This is a genomic window from Crystallibacter degradans (assembly GCF_012952295.1).
GTDB classification, from domain to species: Bacteria; Actinomycetota; Actinomycetes; order Actinomycetales; family Micrococcaceae; genus Crystallibacter; species Crystallibacter degradans.
In genome coordinates, this window is sequence record NZ_JABBCH010000014.1 from 12,712 (window position 1) to 37,317 (window position 24,606).

The following is a 24,606-nucleotide window of genomic DNA, read 5'->3' on the forward strand; positions in this document are numbered from 1 at the left end:
TTCTAGCTGTCACCAATCCCGGGGCAGACAGGGGCAGGGTGTGACCAAAGCCTCCTGCCCGCGTCCCGGTCCTGTCGGTGTTCACGCTGTAATGGCGGGCATCGGCCGGTCAGTGCTCCACCGGCATTTCATCGGCCAGCACCGAAGACGCATCCGGCAGGGTCTGCGCGTTGTAGTCGATGATCTGCCAGCCGCGCTCGGTATGCTTTTCCAGCACGGTCCAGGCACAGTTGGCCATGCCCGCGAACATTTCGCGCAGGTGGGACGGTGCCTCGAAGAACGCCAGCAGGCCGCTGCGCAGGGCAGCGCCGTGTCCCACGAGAACGCCGGTCTCGCCGTCGTTCACTGCGGCGGCAGCTTCATCGATGACAGCCTTCATCCGCGCGTTGACTTCCGAGGGCAGCTCGGCGCCGGGGACCCGGTAGTTCTCTTCGGAAAAGAACTTTGCGTAGATGTCCGGGTGTTCCGCCTGGAACTCGGCGAAGGTTGTTCCCTGCCGGATGCCCACGTGGTACTCGCGGAGCCGGGCGTCCAGCACCAGGTCCCGGCCGGTCAGCGCGGCCAGTTCCTGCGCGGTGTCGCGGGCACGCTGCAGATCGCTGGACCAGATGAAGGCCGGGTCGAAGGTGGCCAGCATGGCCGCGGCCTGTTTCGCCTGGGTGCGGCCGGTGTCGTCCAGGGGGACATCGGCTTGTCCCTGGGCCTTCTCCAACACATTCCACTCGGTCTGGCCATGGCGCCACAGCACCAGCCGGGGCCTCTGCTGCCGCGGAGACGGATGGCCGTTCTGCATGAATTCTCCGTTCTGGAACCGTTCTGAAGCTCTGAGCCCTGCATCGCCCTGACCTGTGGAAACGCCGTTCGTGGCGCCGGCCGGGACGCTCCCGTGTTGCACCTGCACCTGTTTCGGGGTATTCACACCGGCAGGACACAAACGTAGGCTTCGTCTAGATCCTATCGACCGCCGGTACGAGGGCGAACCGGCAACGGCACGAAAAGAGACCGGCATGCGCGAAGATCTGCGGCGGTGGTTTGCCACCGGAAGCTACCACGGCTCCCGGTATGCGCCGGAGGAACTGGCAGCACAAAAAGACGGCCAAAAAGTGAGCGTTGTCCTTCCTGCCAAGAACGAAGCGGCCACGGTGGGGCAGATCGTTTCGGCGCTGCGGTCCCGGCTGGTTGAAGCCGTGCCGCTGCTGGATGAAATCATTGTCATCGACTCCAACTCCACGGATGCCACGTCCGCCGTCGCAGCTGCCGCCGGCGCGAAAGTCGCCCGCCAGGAGCACATCCTGCCCGAGCTCGGCAATGTCCCGGGCAAGGGCGAGGCGTTGTGGAAATCCCTCACGGTGGCTACCGGGGACATCGTGGTGTTCATCGACGCGGACCTGCATGAGTTCGATCCGCAGTTCGCCGTCGGAATGCTGGGGCCGTTGCTGACCGAACCGCGCGTCCACTTCGTCAAGAGTTGCTACGACCGGCCGCTCAACAACGGGGTCACGGTGATGCCCGCCGGCGGCGGCCGCGTGACCGAGCTCGTGGCCCGGCCGCTGCTCAACCTCTTCTGGCCCGAGCTCGCTGGGATAGTGCAGCCGCTGGCCGGTGAATACGCGGCCCGCCGCTCCCTGCTCGAGCGCATCCCATTCGTTTCCGGCTACGGCGTGGAGATCGGCATGCTGATCGACGTGCTCGAAGCCGTCGGGCTGGAAGGCATGGCGCAGGTGGACCTGGGCGTGCGCTGCCACCGCAACGCCACGGATGCCGACCTGTCCAAGATGGCGATGCAGGTGCAGCTGACCGTCCAGTCACGGCTGTTCCGCAGCGGGCTCGTAGCGAATGCGCCTGCCTCTGCGCCGCTGACCCAGTTCCTGCGCGACGGCGAACGGTTCATTGAGGAAACCTGCGAGGTCGAAATTTCCGAACGTCCGCCCATGATCGAGATTCCCGACTACCGGTTGACCGCGAGCAAGGCCAGTTAGGCATGCGGATCCTGGTCAATGCCGGCCCCTGGCTCCCGGTTCCGCCGGAGGGCTACGGCGGGATCGAAACCGTCCTGGCCACGCTCATCCCGGAACTGCGCCGCACGGGCGTGCACGTCACCTTGGCCACGGTGGGGCCGAGTTCCATCGAGGCGGATGCCTACCTGCGGCCGCTGGACGAGCCGCAGTTCCGCTCCATCGCCCTGCCCTACAACCAGGTTTCCGGCATCGCGCACGCGCACATGCACGCGTTGGTGAATGCAATGTACGACGGCGGCAGCTGGGATCTCGTGCACGATCACCTTGAGGTGGTGGGGCCGGCCGTTTTCGCCGCGATGGGCGCCTCTGCACCGCCGGTCCTGCAGACCCTGCACTGGGATCTGGCGAAACATGCGGCGTTCTATTCGACGTTCAACGGCCGGGGCCGCGTGCGGTTCGCGGCCGTCTCGCAGTCCCAGCTGGAGCGCGCTCCGGAGCAGCTGCAGCGCCAAGCGATCGGTGTGGTCCCGCTCGCCCCGGCCCCGGCACTTGAGGTGCAGGTGGAACCGGGCGACCACGCGCTGCTGCTCGCGCGGATCACCCGGGACAAGGGTCAGGACACCGCGGTGCGGATCTGCGCGGCGGCCAACATCCCGCTGGTCCTGGCCGGCCCGGTGGCCGGGATCAACGATCCGCAGGAACTGGACCGCCGGCTGGCCGAGGGGGACAACGCCCTTGCCGCCCACCCCGACGTGAAGTACTTCCTGACCGAGGTACGTCCGCTGCTGGACGGGCGCCGCGCCCGCTGGATCGGCGGCGTGGCCGGCGAGGCGAAGGAACGGGTGCTGCGCTCGGCCCGGGTGCTGCTGGCACCGAACCGCTGGGCCGAACCCGGGGCAACGGGCGTGGTTGAGGCGCTCTCCCGCGGGATACCGGTGGTCGGAACGCCGCTGGGCGTGCTGCCCTCGCTGGTGGACCACGGCCGGACCGGCTACCTGGCCGCCAGCGAGCCGGACCTGGCGCAGTACCTGCAGAAGCTGGACGGTATTGATCCGCAGGACTGCCGGGCGGCCGCCGCGGACTGGACCCCGCAGGCCATGGCCGCTCACTATCTCGAATTGTACGGAAAGCTCATCCGGGAGGCCGCATGACCATCAGCATCGCCCTGATCGGAGCAGGATCGGTGGGCCGCCGCCACGCCGGGGTCCTGAACTCGCTGCCCGGCGTCAGGCTCGCCAGCATCACCGATGCCTACGAGCCCGCGGCCCAGGCAATGGCAGGCGAACTCGATCTGCCGGCCTTCACGGACCCCGAAGAAGCGCTCGACGCCGTCGAAGTGGACGCCGTGTACGTCTGTGTACCTCCTTTTGCCCATGGTCCCGGGGAACGGGCGGCACTGTCCAGAGGCCTGCCGCTGTTTGTGGAAAAGCCCGTGGGACTCGGCCGGGACGTCGCCGAGGAGATCGGTGCCCTGGTGGAAGAGAGCGGGGTAGTCACCGGAACCGGCTACCACTGGCGCTGCATGGACTCCGTTGAGCACGCCCGGCAGCTGCTGGCGGACGCCCCGCCGCTGTTGGCCAACGGCTACTGGCTGGACAAGCGTCCGCCCGTGCCGTGGTGGGGCCGGATGGACCGCTCCGGCGGACAGGTGGTCGAACAGCTCACCCACGTGCTGGACACCGCACGCTTCCTGCTCGGCGAGGCCGTGGAGGTCTATGCCGCCGGGCTCCGCCGAGCGCTGGAAGACCCAGACTCCACCGATCGAGTGCCAACGCCGGAGGACTACGAAGAGGTCGACGACGCCACCGCGGCGACCGTGCGGTTTGCCTCCGGGACCGTGGCAACGCTGGCGGCCACCTCCGTGCTGGCCGCCAAACACCGGGCTGCCCTGCACACGGTCAGCCGCGGGTTGTACCTGGAGCTGTCGGAAGAAGGCCTCAGCAGTTTCGACGGCTCGGCCCGGACAAACATGAAGTGCGGTGAAGACCCGCGGATCGCCGTCGACCGGGAATTCATCGAAGCGGTGCGCGGCGAACGCGAATCCACCCGCGTGCCTTACGCGGAAGCCCTCCGCAGTCATCGGCTGGGCTGCGCCATCGCCGAATCGGCGCGGACCGGGCGACCGGTGAAGCTCCAGCCAGAGCCGCTGGGGCAGCTGGCGGCGGACCTGAGAGCGGAGCCGAAACCGGTCCGGCCTTCCGCAATACTGCTGACCGGCATGCCTGCCGCCAGCCCAGCAACGGATCCACGTTCCCTGACAGCGATGAACCGGCGTCGTAATTTGATTGTGGCCGCCGCTGGAAACGTAGAGATTGTCGACGAGGAGCTTCCCGAGGTGCCCGACGGCGGCGTCCTGCTGGAGACCCTGGCCACCGGGCTTTCGGCCGGCACCGAACTGGCCTTCGTCAAGGGCAACCACCCCGGGCTGAGCTCCCGGCTGGATCCCGAGCTCAGCCTCTTCCTGACCGGATCGCCCGGCACGGGCTACCCGGTGCGCCGGCTCGGGTATATGGAAGTGGCGAAAGTGGTGCAGTCCCGCACCGCGGCGTTCGCCGAGGGGGATGTGCTGGCCTCGGCCTACGGGCACGCCACCGCTCATGTGGCCGACCCGCTGACCGAGCATCTGGTGCCGCTGCCCGCGCAGCTGGATCCGCTGCTGGGTGTTTTCGTCGCGCACTTCGGGCCGATCTGCGCCAACGGGCTCCTGCACGCGGCCGCGGATGCCACCGGCGGCATGGTCCGCGGGCTGCAGGACGGCGTCGAAGGCCGGCTCGTCCTGGTGACCGGAGCCGGTCCGATCGGCCTGATGACCGCGCTGTTCGCCTCGTTCCTGGGCGCGCGCGAAGTGGCGGTGGCGGACTCCGATCCCCGCCGCCGGCAGCTGGCCGAGGAGCTGGGCTTCCTCGCGGTGAACCTCGACGACGACCCGGGTAAGCTGCTCAAGACCCGCTGGCGGCACGGCCCCGGAGACCGCGGCGCCGACGTCGTCTTCCAATGCCGCGGCCGCGCCGAAGCCCTCCACGCCGCCCTGCGCGCGGTCCGCCCGCAGGGCACGGTGATCGATCTGGCCTTCTACACGCAGGGTGCGGACGCGGTGCGCCTGGGCGAGGAGTTCCACCACAACGGGCTGAGCCTGCGCTGCGCCCAGATCGGACGGACGCCCCGCGGGCTGTCCACGCAGTGGGACCGCGGCCGGCTGTCGGCCGAGACGATCAAGCTGTTGCGCTCGCACGGGGACCTGATCCGCAAGCACTTCGTGACGGATGTGGTGCCGTTCGAGGACGGCCCCGGCCTCATGCACCAGGTGGCGCGGCGCGAACGGCACGTGATCACCGCGGTCTTCGCCGTGTCGCCGCTGCTGCTCTGACGCTGTCTGGCGCCGCTACTTGGCCATCGACTCTTCCACTGCGGCCAGCAGGCGGTTGAATCTAGCGTTGCCTTCCAGCTCGTCCAGCAGCACCGCCTTGCCGGCGGAATCCGCCAGCGGCACCTGCCAGTTGGGGTAGACCTCCGCCGTGGTGCCGGGCTGGTTCTGCACCCGGCGCTCGCCGACGGCGTCCACCAGCGCCACACCGATCAACGCCGACGGCGACTGCGTCAGCAGCCGGTGCAGCGCCTCGATCTGTTCCTCTTCGCCGGCCTGTCCGTCCGCCGGCAGCAGCCCGCGGCTGCGCGCCAACTCGAGGAAGGACGCCAGCGAGGCGTCGTGCTCGGCCCGCTCCTCGGCGACCGGCCGCTCCAGCAGCCCGAGCGATTCGCGCAGCAGCACGTGGTCCCCGGCGAGGAAGCCCGCAGTCGGCGGCAGGTCGTGGGTGTTGACGCTTGCCAGGCACTGCACCCGGTACTTTTCCGGCGGCAGGGGAGCATCGCCGTCGTTCTCAAACCAAAGAATGGAGGTGCCGAGAATGCCCCGTTCCGCCAGATAGTCCCGCACCCACGGCTCGAAAGTGCCCAGATCCTCGCCGATAACGACGGCGCCGGCACGCTGGGCCTCGAGCGCCAGGATCCCGATCAGCGCCTCGTGGTCATACTGCACGTACGCGCCGCGCGCCGGACCGTTGCCGACCGGCACCCACCAGAGCCGGAAGAGGCCCAGGATGTGGTCCACCCGGACGCCACCGGCATGCCGGAGCACGGTGCGCAGCATGTCCCGGAACGGCGCGTAGCCGGCCTCGGCCAGCCGGCGCGGGTGCCACGGCGGCTGCGACCAGTCCTGGCCCAGCTGGTTGTACATGTCCGGTGGCGCGCCGACGCTGACGCCCGGCGCCAACGCGTCCCGCAACATCCACGCGTCCGCGCTGGACAGGTCCGCCCCGACGGCCAGATCATGCACCACGCCCAAACGCATGCCGGCCAGTTTCGCCGCGCGCTGCGCGGATTCGAGCTGCTCGTCGCAGAGCCACTGCAACCAGCGGTGGAAGTCGATCCGGGCGGCGAGCTCGCGCCGCTTGCCGTCCATCGCCGCGGTGCCCGGGGCCGCCGCGGGGTCATGCCACAGCGGGTGGTCCGCGGGCAGCTCCTCACGCAGTGCGCACCAGAGGGCGAAGTCCTCCAGCCCCTGGCCGGCCTCGGCGCAGAAGTTCTCGAAGGCACGCTGCCGAGCCGGCGACCGCTTCGCCTGATACAGCAGCGTGAGCGCCTCCAGCTTCGCCGCGTAGACGGTGTCCCGGTCCAGCCGGTCCGCTTGCTCGTTCAGCCGGCGGGACTCCGCCGCCAAGGCGTCAATCCGAGCGCGCTGGTCCGCGGCCAGGTAGGCCAGCTCCGGCACGGCTTCGATCCGCAGGTACAGCGGGTTGAAGAACCGGCGGGTGGACGGGGAGTACGGGGACGGCTGGACCGGCGGCGCGGGTTCGGCGGCGTGCAGCGGGTTTACCAAGACGTAGTCCGCGCCGCGGGCACCGCTGATCGCGGCCAGATCCGCCAGATCCTCAAAGTCGCCGATGCCCCAGGACAGCGTGGACCTCGCTGAGTACAGCTGCGTGGCCAGGCCCCAGCCGGGACGCTGCTCCAGCGGGTCCGCGGTAGTCATCCGCGCGGGCGTCACCACCAGCGAGGCATCCGCACGGACGCCGTCCGTCCCGCCGCCGGTCTCTGCGATCAGCGTGTGCCAGCCCAGCGGCAGCCCGGACGGAACGGCGAACGTGATGCGGTCGGTCAGCGTACCGTCCACCATCCGCGGTTCCGTTGGAATGGTCCGCTGTTCGGGCAGCAGCACAAGCCCGTCCTCGGTGACGATCCGCACCCGCACCCCGGTACCGTGCGGCACATGGACCGGAACCAGCGTCTCCCCGCTGTCGCCGGCCCCGCCGTCGTTGTTTGTGCTTCCGTCCTTTACCACGACGGCGGGTGGCAGCATCCGCCGCCACGGCCCCAGCTCCGCGTCCGTCAGGGAGGCCTCCACCTGCTCGCCGGTCCCGGCCGGAACGCCGAGCGCGGCCAGCACCTTGACCAGAGTTTCCGGGTCCACGTCATAGGGGAGCCCGTCCCAACCGGTGAACTTCGTGCCCACGCCGTGGGCCTGGGCGAGCTGGTGTAGCCTCGCCTCGTTGATCGTCGGGTCTGCCGTCTTCTGGGTCACTGTCATCTAGTCCGCCTCGTTCGCCCGGCTACGTCAGGTTCAGGTGCGCTGCCACGGGGCAGCCTGGTTTGATTATTGCAGTGGAGCTGTTTTATTGCAGGGGGCGCGCGGCCTTGCGCTGCGTGTTACCGCCGGGCTTACATCCATGCCTTACAGCCGCGGCCTGCCGGCCCAGCGCGCCGCCTTCATCGCCAGGTGGAGCTCAAGCCGCACTCTGCCCTTGAGCGGGTCCGCACCGATGATGGAGCGCACGCGGGCCAGCCGGTTGTAGACGCTGCTGCGGTGCAGGTGCAGCTGGGCGGCCACGTCCGCCACCGAGCCGTCCGTGTCGTAGAGCAGCTCCAGCACCGGCAGCAGTTCGGCGTTGCGGTCCTGCTCCTGCAGGTCGGCGAAGTGCACGGAGCGCCCGGGCAGCGAGCCCTTGCCGGTGGCGAGGAACTGGTACACGCCGGTATCCCGGTAGTCCACCAGCGGGCCGATCCGCGGGTCCACGGCGGCGGCCTGCACGGCGGTCTTCGACTGTTCGTAGGCTTCGGGCAGCCGGCGCAGGTCGGTGAACGACTCGCTCAGGCCGAGCATGTCCGGCCGTTCCGGGTGCCCGCCGCGCAGCGAAATCTCCGCCCCATAGCGCTTGAGCACCTCGGCGTGCTCGGCCCGGCCCGGCAGATCGCGGAACAGGATGACGGCATGCTGCTGCGACCCCGCGCTGAACAGCGCCGGCCTGATGCCAACCGTGGCCTGCAGCGCCGAAATCCGCTGCAGCAGCACCGCGGCCTCCGGATGGGCCTGCTCCGCCAGGGCTGTGTCCGGATCCTCGATCCGCTCCATCATGCTGCCCACCGTCCACGGCGAACGGCCCTGGACCTCAGGCCAGCCCGCCACGCTTTCGACGGCGGCAGCGTCACCTTCGCAGGCGGCGAGGAACTCGGCTTCGCGCCGCCGCCGGGCATCCGATTCCGGCGTATTGGTATCCAGCAGTTGCTCCGCCAGCCTGTCCAGCAGCGGGCGGACCCCGGGCAGCGCGGCGAGAATCGCATCCGGCGCCTCCTCGTCCTGCTCGTGCAGCACCCACAGGTAGCCCACACGGAAGCCGCGCACCAACAGCGGAACGCAGACCCGGCCATGCATGCCCAGCGACGCGTTGGCCGGAACCACCACCGGCCGCACCGCCGTCGCAATCCCATGGCTGAGCTGCCAGGCACTGACATCCGCGGGCACTTTCTTGCTCAGCAGGAAGTTCACCCGCACCTGGTCCGCCGAGGCCTGATGGCTGCTGTAGGCGATCAGGTCGCCGTCGAGATCCTCAACGGAAACCCCGTGGCCCAGCGCCTGCGCAATCTCCTCCACCGCCCGTTCGGCATCGGGACTCTGCATCGGGCCTCCTTGTGTGGTTCGCCTGCTCCTAGTCTAGGGAGGCCGGACAGACACGAGGCGACATTTGGCGCGCGCCGACGCGACATTTGTCGATTGCCGCCAGCGCCAAGACTGTGGTAGCGATCACACCGCCTGGCGGGTGCCGGCCCCTCTGCATGCTCTCTTGTTCCCCGTAATGGCGCGGATCCGGGCAGGCGGAGTGGTTGACTGCGTCCGCCTGGTCCTCCGAGGTTGGCGAAGCGTGCGGCGAGGTCCCTGCGGAAGGCAAGGAACGACGTCGAAAATCGGGTCCTACAGTTAACTCATCGCCGGTTCCGGCGCAGTTTCAACCCGTTCGATAGCGCACCTGGCTATTTCGCACACCTAGATACGGAGGCTCCCGATGATCATCGGCGTTCCCAAGGAAATCAAGAACAACGAATTCCGCGTGGCCATCACGGCTTCCGGCGTCCACGAACTGCGCAGCCGCGGACACGTCGTGCTGATCGAAGCCGGCGCCGGTGCCGGCTCGCGGATTGACGACGCCGAATACGCTGCCGCCGGCGCTGAGCTGGTCGCGACCGCTGACGAGGTCTGGTCCCGTGCGGACATGGTCATGAAGGTCAAGGAGCCCATCGCCTCCGAATACCGCCACTTCCGCGAGGGCCTGGTGCTCTTCACCTACCTGCACCTGGCCGCCGAGCCGGAACTGACCCGCGCTCTGCTGGATTCCGGCGTCACGGCCATCGCTTACGAGACCGTCCAGACGTCCAACGGCGCCCTGCCGCTGCTGGCCCCGATGAGCGAAGTGGCGGGACGCCTCTCCGTGCAGGTCGGCGCGCAGTCCCTGGCCGTTCCGGCCGGCGGCCCGGGCATCCTGCTTGGCGGCGTCCCCGGTGTCCGTCCGGCAAAGGTCACCGTGCTCGGTGCGGGTGTCTCGGGCACCAATGCTGCGGCGATGGCCGTGGGCATGGGCGCCGACGTGACGATTCTCGACATCAACATCAACCGCCTGCGCGAGCTCGACGCCCAGTACGCGGGCAGGCTCAAGACCCTCGCCTCCAACAGCCTGGAGATCGAGCGCGCTGTGGTTGAGTCGGACCTGGTGATCGGTTCCGTGCTCATTCCAGGCGCCAAGGCACCGAAGCTTGTCAGCAACGAGCTCGTCGCCAAGATGAAGCCCGGCAGCGTTCTCGTCGACATCGCCGTCGACCAGGGCGGCTGCTTCGCAGACAGCCACCCCACCACCCATGCGGAGCCGACCTTCCGCGTCCACAACTCGCTGTTCTACTGCGTCGCGAATATGCCTGGCGCCGTTCCGAACACCTCCACCTACGCGCTCACCAACGTCACGCTCCGCTACGCCGTCGCGCTGGCTGATCTGGGTGTGGAGGCTGCGCTGGCCAAGGACCCGGCCCTCGCCGCGGGCCTGAACGTCGCGGCGGGGCAGGTCACTCACCGCTCCGTTTCCGAGGCCCACGGGCTGGAGCTCGCTTCCGGTAATCGGGAGTTCGCGGGCGTCTAACAGGTTATTTGCGCTGGCGCGCCAGCAAAGACTGTCCCAATCGCCTTGCAGGGGCGGCGGTACTCTACCGCCGCCCCGGCTGGGTTTAAGGCGTCTTTGCCGCCTGTTAAAGTGATGGTCACCAGACTGTAGTCGCTTCTGCCGCTGAGTTGTAAGATTGTCTGCAATGAGACAGGCGGCGGTTCGCGCGCCGCCTGCCAAGGATCCACTGCCGAAAGCAAGGAAGCCATGGCAAAGAGCAGATTTATCGAGCCCCTGGTCCAGGAGTCGACGCCGGCGATCATCGCCCGGAAGCTTAGGTATGCCATCGGCCACGGAGAGCTCGAGCCGGGCCAGCAGTTGGGAGAAGCTGAGCTTGCGCGCGACCTTGGGGTCAGCCGTGGGCCCCTTCGTGAAGCCATGCAACGGCTCACGCAGGAAGGCCTGCTGGTCAGCATCCGCAACCGCGGTATTTTCGTCACCGAACTGGGCCCCTCGGATATTGTCGATATGTATTTGGCACGCACCGCCGTCGAGCGCGCGGCCGGACTGAAAATCATCGAACTGGAGGGCCGGCACGAAGAGGTCGCTGCGGCGCTGCATGAAGTGACTGACCGGATGGCCAAGGCGGTTGCGGCGGGGGAGCGGGGTGCGGTCCTGAGCGATCTCGACATCGAGTTCCATGAACTGCTGGTGGCGATGGCGCACAGCATCAGACTGTCGCGGATGCACAATACCCTCATCACCGAGACGCGGATGTGCATGGCGGCGCTCGAAGACACCGGCTACACCCCTGAGGCCCGGCTGGCGGAGCACGTTGCGATTGCGGACGCTATTGGTGCTGCAAATGTGCCGCTTTTCCACAAGCTTTTGGCAGAGCACATGGATGACGCCGTGGAGAAAATCTCACGCAGCATGGTGCTCGCCGAAGAAGCGGCTTCCAATGAAGGGGCCTCCGCGGCTGCCGTGGCAGCGGGCTAACTGGCGTCGTTGCAATTATTTGACTCTGAACGTTAAGAGCCTGCCCTCCAGTGTTGAAGGTCCCGTCCCTTCAGCGTTAGGGTCCCATCCCTTCAACGTTGAGCGCTCGGGCTTCTGCTGCTGAGGGATATCAACAGGCGGGCTTCCTCCGTTGTGCCTCGAAGTGCTCCTCGATAGAATCGAAAGTATGTTCGAGTCAATCGTTCCAGCAGAGATGGATCCGGTTAAGCCGGTCCCCGGTGATCCTGGTGCTGGACTGATCCGCGCCGCGATCCTGGAACTGGCGAACATGGACCAGGACGTCTCCGAGGGGGTGCGGATTGACCGGATCACCGCACTGGAGGAACTTAAAGCCGCGGCGGCTGCCGCGCAGGCGCGCGAGACGGAGGCGTTTGTTGCCTCCCGCCGCCAGACCCGGGCTGCGGCCGGGGTCGCGGCGGAGAAGCGGGGCCGGGGCCTGGCGAAGGAGATCGGCCTGGCACGCAAGGACTCCCCGAACCGGGGCGGTAAGCACCTGGGCATGGCGACCACGTTGATCAGGGAAATGCCGCACACGTATACGGCGTTGGCGGAGGGCCGGCTGAACGAGTGGCGGGCGACCATCTTGGTCCGCGAAACCGCGTGCCTGAGCGTGGAAGACCGCCGCCGCGTCGATCAGGAATTGTGTGCTGAACCGAAGACGCTGCGCGGCTGCGGGGACAAGCAGATCGGGGCCATGGCGAAGCAGGCCGCACTGCGGCTGGACCCACTGTCGGTGGTCCGCCGGGCTGCGAAAGCCGAAACGGAACGGCATGTCTCCTGCCGTCCCGCGCCGGACACGATGGCCCAGGTGAGCTGCCTGCTGCCGGTGGTGCAGGGCGTGGCCGTCCTCGCGGCCCTGGTGAAGGAGGCCGACAGGTTGAAGGCGCAGGGTGATGAACGTGGCCGGGGCCAGCTCATGGCCGACATCCTCGTCGAACGCGTCACCGGCCAGCCGGTGGAGAACCCGGCAAAAATTGAAGTGCAGTTGGTCATGACCGACCGCACCCTGTTCCAGGGCGACTCCGAACCGGCGCACCTGGCCGGGTACGGCATCGTCCCCGCCCAATGGGCCCGCGACCTGCTCCGCACCGACAACACCGACCACGACAACGCGAACGGCATCGAGACCGAGACCGAGACCGAGACCGACAGTGACAGTGTCGGCACGGACAACATCGACGCCGGGAACGGCAGCATAGATCATCCAGCGGTCGGCAATCCGGTAAAGGGCGCCGACGAAGGCAAGATCGTCACCCGCGCAGCGGATGCCGGCAACGGGGACGGCGCTGCCGGTTCCGGCCCGCCAGACACAGGTGGAACCACCGGTACGGCGACCGGGCCGCCAAACTCGGAGCGAAGAGCCTCCGGCGATAAAGAAGATGTGGAAGTCTGGGTACGCCGGCTCTACACCGCGCCGGGCACCGGACAGCTGCTCGGCATGGATTCGCGGGCAAGGTTGATGCCGGCCGGGATGCAGCGCATGATCCAGGCGCGGGACCAGCTTTGCCGCACTCCGTGGTGTGATGCGCCGATCCGCCACCACGACCACGTCGTGCCCTGGCGCGACGCCGGGGCGACCAGCGAGCTCAACGGGCAAGGGCTATGTGAAGCGTGTAACCTGGCGAAGGAATCTGAAGGCTGGCACGCCCAAAGGATCCCCGGACCGCGGCACACCGTCGAAACGACCACGCCGACCGGACACACCTACGTGTCAACCGCACCAGCCCTGCCTGGCACGCCACCGGCGGCGGAACAACCGGACGAGACAGTGGAGCCGTTCTCAGTCTTCGAGCAGGCGCTGGGCCGCATCGACTTCATCTACCGGCGCGCAGCCTGAGCCAGTTCCGTTCAGGTTTCCCGGGTCAGAGCCGGTAACCGACAAGCGGGACTCCGGGCAAAACCCGGAGCCCCGCTTTGAGATGGTGCCGGAACAGTACCTGCCTAGGCTTGGTAGCTCGCCCGGCGGGCCTCGGCATCCTCACGGTTCTGCTCAACATAAATAGGCTTCGGGGCGCCCAAGGACTCCGGAACGCCAGGCAGTTCCTCGCCACGCAAAGTAGCCTGCGAAGTCTCGCGCATGCACAGGATGCTAATGAAGCCGATGAGTCCCGCGATCGCCATGTACCAGCCCGGGACCAGCTGATTGCCGGTGGTCTCGATCAACTGGTTGGCCACGGTCTGCGACGGCCCTGCGAAGAACGCGGTGGAGAAGTTGTAGCCGATGGCGAAACCGCTGTACCGCACATAGGTCGGAAACAGCGCCGGCAGCGTCGAGGAGACGGACGAAACCAGAATCACCAACAGGATGCCAAGCACCGCCAGGCCGAGGAACTGCAGGAGCAGGCTGGGCGTGCCCAGCAGCATGATCGACGGGACGGACAGCAGCATATAGCCCACTGCGGCCACGAGCAGCAGCGGCTTTCGGCCAATGCGGTCGGACAGCGCTCCCATGGGCGGGATGGCCACGAGCATCAGCGCCATGATCGCCACGAGCATCCAGTTGCCTTGCGCCGTGCTGTGTCCAAGCTGGCCACTGAGATACGTGGGCATGTAGCCGAGGATCAGGTAGAACGCCACGTTCAGCAGGACAACGAAACCGGCCAGAACCAGGATCTGGCGCCAGTTGTTGACCAGCACGTGCCGAAGCGGTGAGCGGGTGGTTTCGGCGTGCTCGGATGCCTCGGTGAAGACAGGGGCCTCACCCAGCCGCGTCCGAATCCACAGTGCAGTCAGGCCGAGCGGAATGGTGAGCAGGAACGGCAGGCGCCACCAGCCGTCCTCCATACCTTGGTCGCCGACCAGTGTGATCAAGGTGGTGCAGACAACGGCGGCGAGCATGAAGCCCACAGTGGTGCCGAACTCCAGGAAGGAGCCCAGGAACCCGCGGCGGCGGTCGGGCGCAGACTCGGCCATGTAGACGGCAGCGCCGCCGTACTCGCCACCCGCGGAGAAGCCCTGCACCAGGCGGCAGACGAGCAGCAGGATCGGGGCGAGGACGCCCACCGTGCTCAAGGTGGGCAGCAGACCGATGGCGCCGGTGGCCAGTGTCATCATCAGTACCGTCAGGACCATGACCTTCTGCCGGCCCACCTTGTCGCCCAGCGGGCCAAGGATGATGCCGCCGAGCGGCCGGACGAGGAAGGACAGCGCCAAGGTGGCCAGCGTCAGCGTGACGCCCAGGCCGCCGTCGCCCGCTTCGGAACCGAAGAAGTTAACGGCCATGTAGATGGTGAGGTAGCCGTAGACGCCGTAGTCGAACCATTCCACGGCATTACCGAGGGCAGAACCGAGGATGGCACGATGGAGCGTTTTCTTGTCTTCCGGCGTCGTAGGCTCGGATCCTGGCGCGAGCTGCTGCTCCGGATAATCATTTCGTATTGGCTCGGAACGGGTCACGGGCGTTCTCCTTCTAGGAGCGAATTGTTCGAATCCGGCATGTCGTCGACCGTATGCCTCAGGGAGCGTAGGCACAATAATGCGAAAGTACGTGCGGCTGTGGTAAGTTCCGCCAGCCCTACGGACTCATCAATCTGGTGCGCCTGGTCGTTGAGACCGCCCGGCCCCAGCACGATTGCCGGGATGCCGTAGTCCCTGACGATGAAGCCGCCATCGCAGGCCGCAGTCCAGCCGCTGATGCGCGTTTCTCCGCCAGCGGCCAGTACGCTGTTCACCGCGGCGGAGACCAGCGGATGGTCCTGCGGGGTCCGGAAACCGGGCATCTGCATGGTGAGTTCGGCGTCGACGCTGATGCCGTCCGTGTCGACGCCTGCTTCACGAATACGGTGCAGCAAGCGGGCCAGGATGTCCTCGGGATCGTCGTCGGGCATGAGCCTGCGGTCCACGGAAATATGGCAGGACGGCGCCACCATCGAGGTGCCTTCGCCGCCGTCGATGCGCCCGACATTCCAGGTGCCACTGCCCAGCAGCGGGTCTTGGTCCTGCTGGAGCGCGTCGTGGTCAGCCCGGATCAGTTCGCAGATCCGGGCGGCGGCGCTGATGGCGTTGCGACCATCCGCGGGACGGCCCGAATGCGCCGGCTTACCGGTGATCTCCAGTTCAATGTAGCTGTCGCCGCGGCAGGCTATGACCGTTTCCATGTCGGTAGGTTCGGCCACCACGCAGCCGAGGTAGCTGTGCGGCAGCCCGCGCGCCGTCAGGGCACGGATGCCCAGGCCGAGATCCTCTTCGTCCACCGTGCAGACCAAGGTGACAGGGCCCGAAAGTACGACGCCGGAGCGCTTCAATGCGGCCATTGCACCGACAACGGCTGCCAGTCCGCCCTTCATATCCGTGGAGCCGCGGCCGTACAACCGGCCGTTTTCGACTACGGCTTCGAAAGGCGGCCGGGACCAGCCCGGCCCGGCCGGGACGACGTCCGAGTGGCCCAGGAACATCAGGCCTGGCCCGAGCGCGGATTTCCTGTCCGGCGGGAGCAGCGTCACGAGAATGTTCGGACGGTCCGGAGCCGCGGGCTGGATGTCCACGTCGAAGCCAAGGCACGTGGCTTCGGCTTCGAGCACGGCCACAGTAGCGTGTTCGGTGCCGCCGGGGTTCTCGCCGCCCGCGTTCACGAGATTTTTCGCCAGGGCGATGATCTCATCCAGCCGGATATGGTCGAGGACTTCCTGTTCGTCCCGAGTGGGCGCCTGGGCGAACGCGTTGACGCCGAGGGTGGCCGCCATCTACCGCGCCCCGGAGGATGCAGCCGTACCGAAGGACAGCTCGGCCCTCGCCTTGTCCAGAGCGTTGGTGAGGCGTTCGACGCCAACCTCGATCCGCTCCGGCGAGCAGGAGGCGAAGCAGACTCTGAAGGCGTCCGTGAACCGCCCGGTGGGGGACAGGGCCGGGCCCGGGATGAAGGCCACGCCTTCCGCCAGCGCGATGTCGAACAGCCGTTGTGTATTGATCTTCGCGTCCTCGCCCTGAAGCGTGACCCAGAGGAAAAAGCCGCCGTCGGGATTGGTGGTGCGGACCCGGTCGCCCAGGTGGCGTTCGATGCTGGCGAGCATCGCATCGCGGCGGCTCTGGTACTCCGTGCGCAGCCAGTTCAGGTGGTCGTCGAGTCCGCCGCGCAGGATGAATTCGGCAACCAGATGCTGGGCCGGAACATTGGTGCACGTGTCCATCGCCTGCTTGGCGTTGATAACCAGGCGCTGGAGTTCGGGGTCCGTTTCCACCCAGCCCACGCGCAGGCCGGGAGCCAGGATCTTGGAGAAGGTCCGGACCGAGAAGATCAGCGGGTCGTTCGGGCTGAGCTGGTTGAACGTGGGCAGGTCTTCGCCCTCGAACCGCAGGAGCCCGTAAGGGTCGTCGTCGATGATGACCGCGTTCCAGCGGTGGGCCAGTTCCAGCAACCGCTTTCGGCGGGGCAGTGAGAGCGTGGTGCCGGAGGGGTTCTGGAAGTTCGGAATGGTGTAGATGGCCTTCGGGGTGCGTCCCGAGGCAGCCACCAGGGATTCCAGCTCATCGACGATCATGCCGTCGTCGTCGACCGGTACTTCCAGCAGGTCGGCACCGTAGCTCATGGCGGTGGCCGAACCGTTGGTGTAGGTGGGGCTTTCCACCACCACCAGGTCGCCCGGGTCCACGAAGATCTTGCAGGCCAGGTCCAGGCCCTGCATCCCGCCCGAGGTAATGGTGATGCGTTCGCGCGCGGTGGGGTCCGCCGTCGTTGCTAGATAATCGGTGAGCGTGTCAAGCAGGTGCGGTTCACCCTCGGTTGCGCCGTAGGTGTAGGAGGACGCATCGTAGACGGCTGCCGGAACATTGTTGAACAGCTCCACCGGTACGGCTTCTTCCGCGGGTGCGCCCATGGCGAACCGTACGATGTCGTGCGTCTGCTTGGCCAGCAGCGAGGTGCTGGAGTCGATGACCGAACCCACGAGGTGGTCGGCCCGTTCGGCGAGGGGGAGGTCTCGGATTGACATAAGGGTGTTTCCTAGCTGTTGATGGGGAGGAGTCCGCGCTTGTAAGTGGTGAACGTCTCCACCCCGGTAGCGGTCACGCGGATGGATTCGGAGAGGCCGTAGCCGTAGTTGTCCATCCACATGCCGCAGATCAGGTGGAAGGTCATGTTTTCGGCGAGGATGGATTCTTCTTCGCTGCGGATGCTGATGGTCCGCTCTCCCCAGTCCGGCGGGAAACCGACGCCGATCGAGTAGCCCAGCCGCGAGTCCTTCTCGTAGCCGTACTCGAAGATGGTGCGGTTCCAGACGGCAGCGACCTCGCGCACGGGAACGCCGGCGCGGATGACGTCGAGCATGGCGTTCAGGCCCTCGCCGGTGGCCTCGGCGAGCCGGCTAAGTGCGGCGGAGGGCTCGCCCAGCGAGAAGGTGCGGTTCAGCGGCACGTGGTAGCGCTGGTAGGCTCCGGCGAGTTCGACGACGACCGGCTCGCCCTCCTCCAGCCGGTCCTCGCTCCAGGTCAGGTGCGGGGTGTCGGCCGACTCGCCGGTGGGCAGCAGCGGCACGATCGCCGTGTAGTCGCCGCCGAATTCCTCGGTGCCGCGGATCTGCGCCTCGGTGATGGCCGCGGCGATATCGCACTTGCGGGCACCGGGCCTGATGGCCTCTTCGGCGGCGGCCATGGCACTGTTGGTGATCACGGCGGCCTTGTGCATCAGTTGGATTTCCGCGGGGGATTTGATAGACCGCACCCAGTTGACCAGTTCAAAGGAGTCCACCAGCGTCCACTCGGGAATGGCGTTGACCAGCGCGCGGTAGGCTTTCGGCGCGAAGAAGTGCGAGTCCATTTCGAGCCCCACGCAGCCCTTGGCCGCCGGGGCAATCAGGTGGCGCTCGCGCAGGGCGAAGGCCACCCAGTCGAAGGGGTGGATGTGCGGGCGGTGCACGTAGCTCTCCGGGTAGCCGACGATGCTCTCCGGCGGCAGCCACGAGGTGCGGAAGGCTCCGCTGGCGTCCATCTGCCGGCTGAACAGGATCATGTCCCCCTCGGCGGGCACGAAGACCAGCTGCGGGGTGTAGAACGACCAGGCGTTATAGCCGGTCAGGTAGTAGATGTTCGCCGGGTCAGTCACAAGCAGGGCGCTCAGGCCCTGCTCAGCCATGCGCAGCCGGACCGCTGCGAGGCGTGCCGCGTACTCTTCGGCGGTGAAGAGCATGCGGGCCGTGCCGTTTACGTTCACTGAAGCTCCTTGCAAGCGCGGGTGGCCCACGTCACAGTAATTAGTAGATTGTCAACAATATACAAGGAGTTGCGGCCGGGTACAAGGGGTTTGGGCCCATTGGCCCCGGCCGACTACTCCCCGAAGCGGAGCTGCGGGAAAATCAGCTCTTCGGTACTGCCATGTACTTGTATTCGAGGAACTCCTCGATGCCCACGCGGCCGCCCTCGCGCCCCAGCCCGGAGGCTTTCACGCCGCCGAACGGAGCCGCCGGATTGGAGACAATGCCGGTGTTCAGCCCGACCATACCGACCTCCAGCGCATCGCCCATCCGGAAGCCGCGGTCCACGTCCTGCGTGAAGACGTAGCCCACCAGGCCCCAGGGGGTGTCGTTGGCCATCTGCGTGACCTCCTCTTCGGTGTCGAAGGGGACCACGGGCGCCACCGGACCGAAAATCTCCTGGCTCATCAGGTCCGACGCCGGGCTGACGTCGGAGAGCACGGTGGGTGTGTAGAAGTAGCCGGGGCGCTCGGGCCGGGAGCCGCCGCAGACCACCGTGGCGCCCTTGGACACCGCGTCGTCCACCAGTTCCTGGACCTTAACCAGAGCTTTCTCTTCCACCAAGGGCCCGACGTCGGTGCCCGGCTCTGCGCCGTCACCCACCTCGAGTGCGCCAAGACGTGCGGCGAGGCGCCGCGCGAACTCGGCGGCGACGGAACGCTGGACGAACATCCGGTTGGCCGCGGTGCAGGCCTCGCCCATGTTGCGCATCTTCGCCGCGACGGCGCCCTCGACCGCCCGGTCCAGGTCCGCGTCTTCGAAGACGATGAACGGTGCGTTGCCGCCGAGCTCCATGGAAGAACGCATGACGTGCTCGGAGGCCTGCTGCAGCAGCTTCACGCCCACTTCGGTCGAACCGGTGAAGGAGACCTTGCGTGCGATGCCGCTGGCCATCCAGGGAGTGACCACCGAGGAGGCCTTGGTGGTGCAGACAACGTTGACCACGCCCTTGGGCAGCCCGGCCTCGACCAGGATGTCCACCAGAGCCAGCGATGACAGCGGGGTCAGATTGGCGGGCTTGAACACCATGGTGCAGCCGGCGGCAATGGCGGGACCGATCTTGCGGGTACCCATGGCCAGCGGGAAGTTCCACGGCGTGACCAGCACACAGGGGCCCACCGGTTCCTTGGAGACCAGGATGCGGTTCTTGCCGTCGCCGGTAGTGGTGACATCCCCGCCGATCCGCACGGCCTCCTCGGAGAACCAGCGGAAGAACTCCGCAGCGTAGGCTACTTCGCCCTTGGCCTCGGCGAGGGGCTTGCCCATTTCGGTGGTCATGATCAGGGCCAGTTCGTCCTGCCGGGCCATGATCAGGTCGTAGGCGCGGCGCAGGATCTCGCTGCGCTCGCGGGGCGCGGTCTTCGCCCACTGCTTCTGTAGGCGGCCGGCGGTCTCGATGGCCCGCTGGGCGTCTTCCGGGCCGCCGTCGGCGACGGTTGCGATGACCTCTTCGGTGGCGGGATTGACCACGTTGAAGCGGGCGCCGGAGGCGGACTCGGTCCATTCGCCGTCGATAAACACGCCCGTGCTGACGCGGGAGATGGCGTCGAGCGCCTGCTGGGAGGTGCGCGCGTTGCCTGCGGTGCTGCCGCGGGACTGGGTGATGTCAGTGGTCATGGGAGGTCCTTTTTGTTGATTGGTTCGGAGTCGAGGTCAGTAGTGGGATCGGTCTTGGGGCCGGTGGCTGACGGTGCGCCGGGGTCCAGGAGTTGCGCCAGGTGGCGCCCGGGTCTGGACTTGTCGAGCTGGTTGACCTGCATGGCGCAGGAGAAGCCGTCCGTGAGGACCACGGTCTCGGCTCCGCTGCCGCGCAGGGCCGGGGCCAGCGAGTGCTCGGCGACCTGCATGCTCACGTCGTAGTGCTCCTTCTCGAAGCCGAAGTTGCCGGCCACGCCGCAGCAGCCGGAGGCATCGGTCACCCCGGTAATGCCGACGGCGGCCAACGCCTGGCGCTGGGTGCCGGCGCCGAAAACGGAGTATTCGTGGCAGTGCGTCTGCAGCACCACTTCCGCCGGCAGGTCACGAGCCGGTTCCGGCAGCGAACCGGCTTCGGCCAGCTCATTGACGTGCGCGGCGAAACTGCGCACCCGGGACGCCACCCGGCGGGCTTGCTCGGTGTGTACCAGTTCGGGCAGGTCCTTGTGCAGGGCCGCGGCACAGCTGGGTTCGACGACGACGATCGGGCGGTCCGTGCCGTCGTCGAGCGCTTCGGCGGCCTTGCCCAGCAGCTTCTTGGCGGTGTCCAGTTGGCCGGTGGAAATCCAGGTCAGCCCGCAGCAGGCGTCCGCCGAGCACTCGGTGCGTTCCCCGGTGCCGGTCAGCACCCGGGCCGCTGCGCCCGCAACTTCGGGGCGGAAGCCGCGGGTGAAGGTATCCACGAAGAGCACGACGCCGGAATCCGGGTCGGTGCTGTGCCGCGCCCCGCCGTCGTAATTCCACGGGGGAAGGACGCCGGCGGCGGCGACTTCACGCTGCCAGTCCAACCCGCCGGCGAACTTCGGCAGGGCTCGGCGGGTGGTGAGCCCGCCCAGGGCGGCGGCCAGTTTGCCCAGCGGCGTGGCCAGCACTGCGTTGACCAGCGGGGCGATGCGGCCGGTGATTTTGAGCCAGCGCGGCAGCCAGCCGAGCGAGAAGTGCGAGAGCGGGCGCAGCCGCCCCTTGTAGTAGTGGTCGAAAAACTCGGACTTGTAGGTGGCCATGTCCACACCGACCGGGCAGTCGCTGGAGCAGGCCTTGCAGGACAGACACAGGTCCAGCACCTCGCGGACCTCCTTGGACTTCCAGCCTTCCTCGACGGTGCGGGCGCCGCGGACCATGTCCTGCAGCACGCGGGCGCGGCCGCGGGTGGAGTCCTTCTCGTCCCGGGTGGCGCGGTAGCTCGGGCACATGACGCCGCCGGAATCCGTGCGGCACTTGCCCACGCCGATGCAGCCCTGGACCGCGTGGACCCACGGATCCGTGCCGCTGCCGCCGGCGTCGGAGGGACTGTCGGTTTCCGCCGTGGAGCCGCCGCCGCTGCCGATCGGGCGCAGATCGAAAGTGGTACGCCACTGCCGCTGCGGCACGCCCTCGAGTGCGAGGTGCTCATCGATCGGATCCGGGTCGGTCAGCGATCCCGGGTTGAGAATGCCGGCCGGGTCCCAGATCCGGCGGTACGCGCTGAACGCGTCGAGCATCCGCGGCGAGTACATCACCGGGAGCAGCTGCGAACGGGCGCGGCCGTCGCCGTGCTCGCCGGAGAGCGAGCCGCCGTGCAGGACCACCAGTTCGGCAGCCCTGCGCGAGAAGCGGCGGAACACCTCCCGGCCTTCCTCGGTACGCAGGTCGTAGGTGATGCGGATGTGCATGCAGCCGGCGCCGAAGTGCCCATACATCACGCCCTGCAGGCCGAACTCGGCCAGCAGTTCGCGGAAGTCCGCCAGGTAGTCGGCCAGCTTCAAGGGTGCGACGGCGGAATCTTCCCAGCCGGGCCAGGACTCGCCGCCGGTTGAGAGCCGCGAGGAGAGCCCCGCGCCGTCCTCGCGGACACGCCAGAGCGAAGCGCGGGCCGTGGTGTCGGGCACCGCGCGGCCGTCAACCAGGCGGCCGTTCTCTTTCAACCGGGCCAGCAGCCGGTCCGCCTCCGCGGCGACCTCGTCCGGATCCTCGCCGTCCAGGTCCACATACAGCCAGGCTTTGCCATCGGGCAGTCCGAGGACGGCGTCCTCGCCGCGGCGGAAGCGCATGGTGTCGACGATGGCCTCGTCAATGCCCTCCACCGCCGCGGGGGAAAATTCAAGGATGGTCTCCAGGTCGCGGGCCGCCTCGACCACGTCGGCATAACCGAGGCAGACCAGCAGCGCACTGGCCGGCTTGGGCACAAGCTTCATCCGCGCCCCGGTCACGATCGCACAGGTGCCCTCGGAACCGACCAGCGCGCGGGCGACGCTGAAGCCATTTTCGGGCAGCAGGTTGGCCAGATGGTAGCCGGAGACCTGACGCTGGATCCGGCCCAGTTCCGTGCGGAAGTCGGCCAGATGGGTGTGCGTGAGCTCCTGCAGTGACCCGGTGATTGCGGCCGCGCGCGCGGCGGAGGCCTTGTTCGCCGGATCCGTGGCGCGCAGCCCGGTGGCAGTGGCGGTGAGCCGGGCGCCGTCGGAAGTAACGACGTCGAGCTCCACCACGTGGTCGGAGGTCCGCCCGTAGCGTACGGAATGGTTTCCGCAGGCATCGTTGCCCAGCGCCCCGCCCACGGTGGCGCGGGTTTTCGACGACGGGTCCGGGGCAAACGTGAATTTGCCGCCCGTGGCCTTCTCCACCTCGCGGGAGAGGACGGCGAGCACCACGCCTGGATCGACGGCGACTGTGCCCGCGGCCTCGTCGATGGTGTGGATCCGGGTCATATGGCGGGAGAAATCCAGCACCACACCGGGCCCGATGGCGTTGCCAGCCATCGAGGTTCCCCCGCCGCGCCCGATCAGCGGCGTACCGGTTTCGCGGCACGCGCCCACCACGGCGGCCACGTCGTCCGCGGTGCGCGGGAACACCACGGCCAGCGGCGGCACCCGGTAGTTGGAGGCGTCGTAGGAGTACTCGGCCAGCCGGCGCGGCGAGCTGTCCGCGGCCACGCCGGCTGCAGCGAGGCGCGCCAGCACCGCCGGCTGCCGGTTCAGCGCCGGGTTGCCGGGCAGGCGCGCGTCCGACTGCCCGGTTGCGGGAAGAACTGCTTCGGTCATCGGGGGATCAGGCTCCGGTTCCTGCTCCGGCGGGAACGACACCGACGACGGCGCCGACGGCGGCCTCGAAACGCTCCAGGCCGGTGCTGATTTCGTCGGCGGTGACCACCAGGGCGGGAATCAGCCGGACCACGTTGCCGGCTGGGCCGCAGGTCAGGGACAGCAGGCCCTGCGCGGTGGTGGCCTGCTGGACCGCGGCGGCAGTCTTGGCGTCCGGGTTGCCGTCTTCGGCGGTGAACTCGATGCCCTGCATCAGGCCCAGGCCGCGGACGTTGCCGATCACCGGGAAGCGGTTCTGGATCTCCTTCAGGCCGGTCTGCAGCTGCTCGCCGCGGATGCGGGAGTTCTCCACCAGGCCCTCTTCTTCGACCACTTCAAGCGTTGCCACGCCGGCCGCGGCGGAAACGGCATTGCCGCCGTAAGTGCCGCCCTGCGAGCCGGGCCACGCCTTGGACATGGTCTCGGTGGACGCGGCGATGGCGGAGATCGGGAAGCCCGAGGCGATGCCCTTGGCGGTGATGAGGATGTCCGGGGTGGCGGTGGAGTACTGGTGGCCCCAGAACTTGCCCATCCGGCCCACTCCGGCCTGCACCTCGTCGAAGATCAGCTGGATGCCGTGCCGGTCGGCGCGCTCGCGCAGGCCCTCCATGAAGGCCGGGGGAGTGGGCAGGTAGCCGCCGTCGCCCAGTGCCGGTTCGATCAGGAACGCGGCCGTGTCATTGGGAGCGGTGCGGGTCTGCAGCAGGTAGTCCAGTTCCTGCAGTGCGAAGGCGACGGCGGTGGCTTCGTCCCAGCCGTAGCGGTAGGCATAGGGGAAGGCGGACATGTGGACGCCGGCCATCAGCGGCGCGAAGCCGGCGGAGAACTTGGTGCCGGCCGTGGTCAGCGAGGCGGCGGCAACGGTGCGGCCGTGGAAGCCGCCCTGGAAGACCACGATGTTGGGCCGGCCGGTGGCCATGCGGGCCAGCCGGATGGCGGCCTCGACCGCCTCGGAGCCGGAGTTGGCGTAGAACACAGAGTCCAGCCCCGCGGGGAGGACTTCCCCGAGCTTCTCGGTCAGCGCCAGCAGCGGCTTGTGCATCACGGTGGTGTACTGGGCGTGGATGATCTTGCCCACCTGTTCACGCGCGGCTTCCACAACCTTCGGGTGGCAGTGGCCTGTGCTGGTCACGCCGATGCCGGTAGTGAAATCCAGATAGTCCTTGCCGTCGGTGGCATGGATCCACGAACCGAGGGCGTGGTCGACGACGATGGGCGTTGCTTGCTTGAGCGCGGGGCTAAGAGAGGTCATGCCACCTATGGTGCAGGTCAC

16 protein-coding genes are annotated in these 24,606 nt (G+C 67.7%); 6 read left to right on the forward strand and 10 right to left on the reverse strand.

The window, feature by feature from the left end:
- Positions 1-109: 109 nt before the first annotated feature.
- Positions 110-793, reverse strand: coding sequence for a histidine phosphatase family protein (locus HGO92_RS18015; protein WP_169997279.1), 684 nt, complete (start codon positions 791-793; stop codon positions 110-112).
- A gap of 214 nt (positions 794-1,007) precedes the next feature.
- On the opposite strand from HGO92_RS18015, the gene HGO92_RS18020 reads away from it, so the two are divergent.
- Genes HGO92_RS18020 through HGO92_RS18030 form a run of 3 tightly spaced genes read left to right on the forward strand, consistent with a single transcriptional unit; the run spans position 1,008 to position 5,325 of the window.
- Positions 1,008-1,979 (forward strand): glucosyl-3-phosphoglycerate synthase, encoded by a 972-nt coding sequence (locus HGO92_RS18020; protein ID WP_169997281.1) that lies wholly within the window; start codon positions 1,008-1,010, stop codon positions 1,977-1,979.
- A 2-nt stretch (positions 1,980-1,981) separates the two neighbouring features.
- Positions 1,982-3,109: a glycosyltransferase gene (locus HGO92_RS18025; protein ID WP_205834673.1), complete on the forward strand. Its 1,128-nt coding sequence runs from the start codon at positions 1,982-1,984 to the stop codon at positions 3,107-3,109.
- Positions 3,106-5,325 (forward strand): Gfo/Idh/MocA family oxidoreductase, encoded by a 2,220-nt coding sequence (locus HGO92_RS18030; RefSeq protein ID WP_169997283.1) that lies wholly within the window; start codon positions 3,106-3,108, stop codon positions 5,323-5,325. The genes HGO92_RS18025 and HGO92_RS18030 overlap by 4 nt, the downstream gene beginning before the upstream one ends.
- A gap of 15 nt (positions 5,326-5,340) precedes the next feature.
- Here the strand turns inward: HGO92_RS18030 and malQ are convergent, their stop codons facing one another.
- Entirely contained in the window at positions 5,341-7,542 is a 2,202-nt protein-coding gene (gene malQ / locus HGO92_RS18035; RefSeq protein WP_169997285.1) for a 4-alpha-glucanotransferase, read from the reverse strand.
- 144 nt (positions 7,543-7,686) lie between these two features.
- Positions 7,687-8,910: a PucR family transcriptional regulator gene (locus tag HGO92_RS18040; protein ID WP_169997287.1), complete on the reverse strand. Its 1,224-nt coding sequence runs from the start codon at positions 8,908-8,910 to the stop codon at positions 7,687-7,689.
- Positions 8,911-9,292: 382 nt separating this feature from the next.
- Here HGO92_RS18040 and ald point away from each other — a divergent pair, with 382 nt between their 5' ends.
- From ald to HGO92_RS23875, 3 genes are all read left to right on the forward strand, one after another.
- On the forward strand, positions 9,293-10,414 hold the full coding sequence (ald, locus tag HGO92_RS18045; RefSeq protein WP_169997289.1) for an alanine dehydrogenase: 1,122 nt from the start codon (positions 9,293-9,295) through the stop codon (positions 10,412-10,414).
- Positions 10,415-10,642: 228 nt separating this feature from the next.
- The gene (locus HGO92_RS18050) at positions 10,643-11,374 is read left to right on the forward strand and encodes a GntR family transcriptional regulator (protein WP_169997290.1); all 732 of its coding nucleotides are present in this window, start codon (positions 10,643-10,645) and stop codon (positions 11,372-11,374) included.
- A gap of 187 nt (positions 11,375-11,561) precedes the next feature.
- Positions 11,562-13,232: an HNH endonuclease gene (locus HGO92_RS23875; RefSeq protein ID WP_240974740.1), complete on the forward strand. Its 1,671-nt coding sequence runs from the start codon at positions 11,562-11,564 to the stop codon at positions 13,230-13,232.
- A 104-nt stretch (positions 13,233-13,336) separates the two neighbouring features.
- On the opposite strand, the gene HGO92_RS18060 is transcribed toward HGO92_RS23875, so the two are convergent.
- From HGO92_RS18060 to HGO92_RS18090, 7 genes are all read right to left on the reverse strand, one after another.
- Positions 13,337-14,791: an MFS transporter gene (locus HGO92_RS18060; RefSeq protein ID WP_169997292.1), complete on the reverse strand. Its 1,455-nt coding sequence runs from the start codon at positions 14,789-14,791 to the stop codon at positions 13,337-13,339.
- Positions 14,788-16,077: a M20 family metallopeptidase gene (locus tag HGO92_RS18065; protein ID WP_169997294.1), complete on the reverse strand. Its 1,290-nt coding sequence runs from the start codon at positions 16,075-16,077 to the stop codon at positions 14,788-14,790. The genes HGO92_RS18060 and HGO92_RS18065 overlap by 4 nt, the downstream gene beginning before the upstream one ends.
- Positions 16,078-17,322 carry an aminotransferase-like domain-containing protein gene (locus tag HGO92_RS18070; RefSeq protein ID WP_169997296.1) on the reverse strand — a complete coding sequence of 415 codons (1,245 nt, stop codon included), beginning with the start codon at positions 17,320-17,322 and terminating at the stop codon, positions 16,078-16,080.
- A gap of 11 nt (positions 17,323-17,333) precedes the next feature.
- Positions 17,334-18,515 (reverse strand): M24 family metallopeptidase, encoded by a 1,182-nt coding sequence (locus tag HGO92_RS18075; RefSeq protein WP_169997418.1) that lies wholly within the window; start codon positions 18,513-18,515, stop codon positions 17,334-17,336.
- A 166-nt stretch (positions 18,516-18,681) separates the two neighbouring features.
- Positions 18,682-20,196, reverse strand: a complete 1,515-nt coding sequence (locus HGO92_RS18080; protein ID WP_169997298.1) for an NAD-dependent succinate-semialdehyde dehydrogenase — start codon at positions 20,194-20,196, stop codon at positions 18,682-18,684.
- On the reverse strand, positions 20,193-23,294 hold the full coding sequence (locus tag HGO92_RS18085) for an FAD-binding and (Fe-S)-binding domain-containing protein (RefSeq protein ID WP_169997300.1): 3,102 nt from the start codon (positions 23,292-23,294) through the stop codon (positions 20,193-20,195). Before HGO92_RS18085 ends, HGO92_RS18080 begins: the two co-directional genes overlap by 4 nt.
- A gap of 7 nt (positions 23,295-23,301) precedes the next feature.
- Positions 23,302-24,585, reverse strand: a complete 1,284-nt coding sequence (locus HGO92_RS18090; RefSeq protein ID WP_169997302.1) for an aspartate aminotransferase family protein — start codon at positions 24,583-24,585, stop codon at positions 23,302-23,304.
- Positions 24,586-24,606 lie beyond the last annotated feature (21 nt).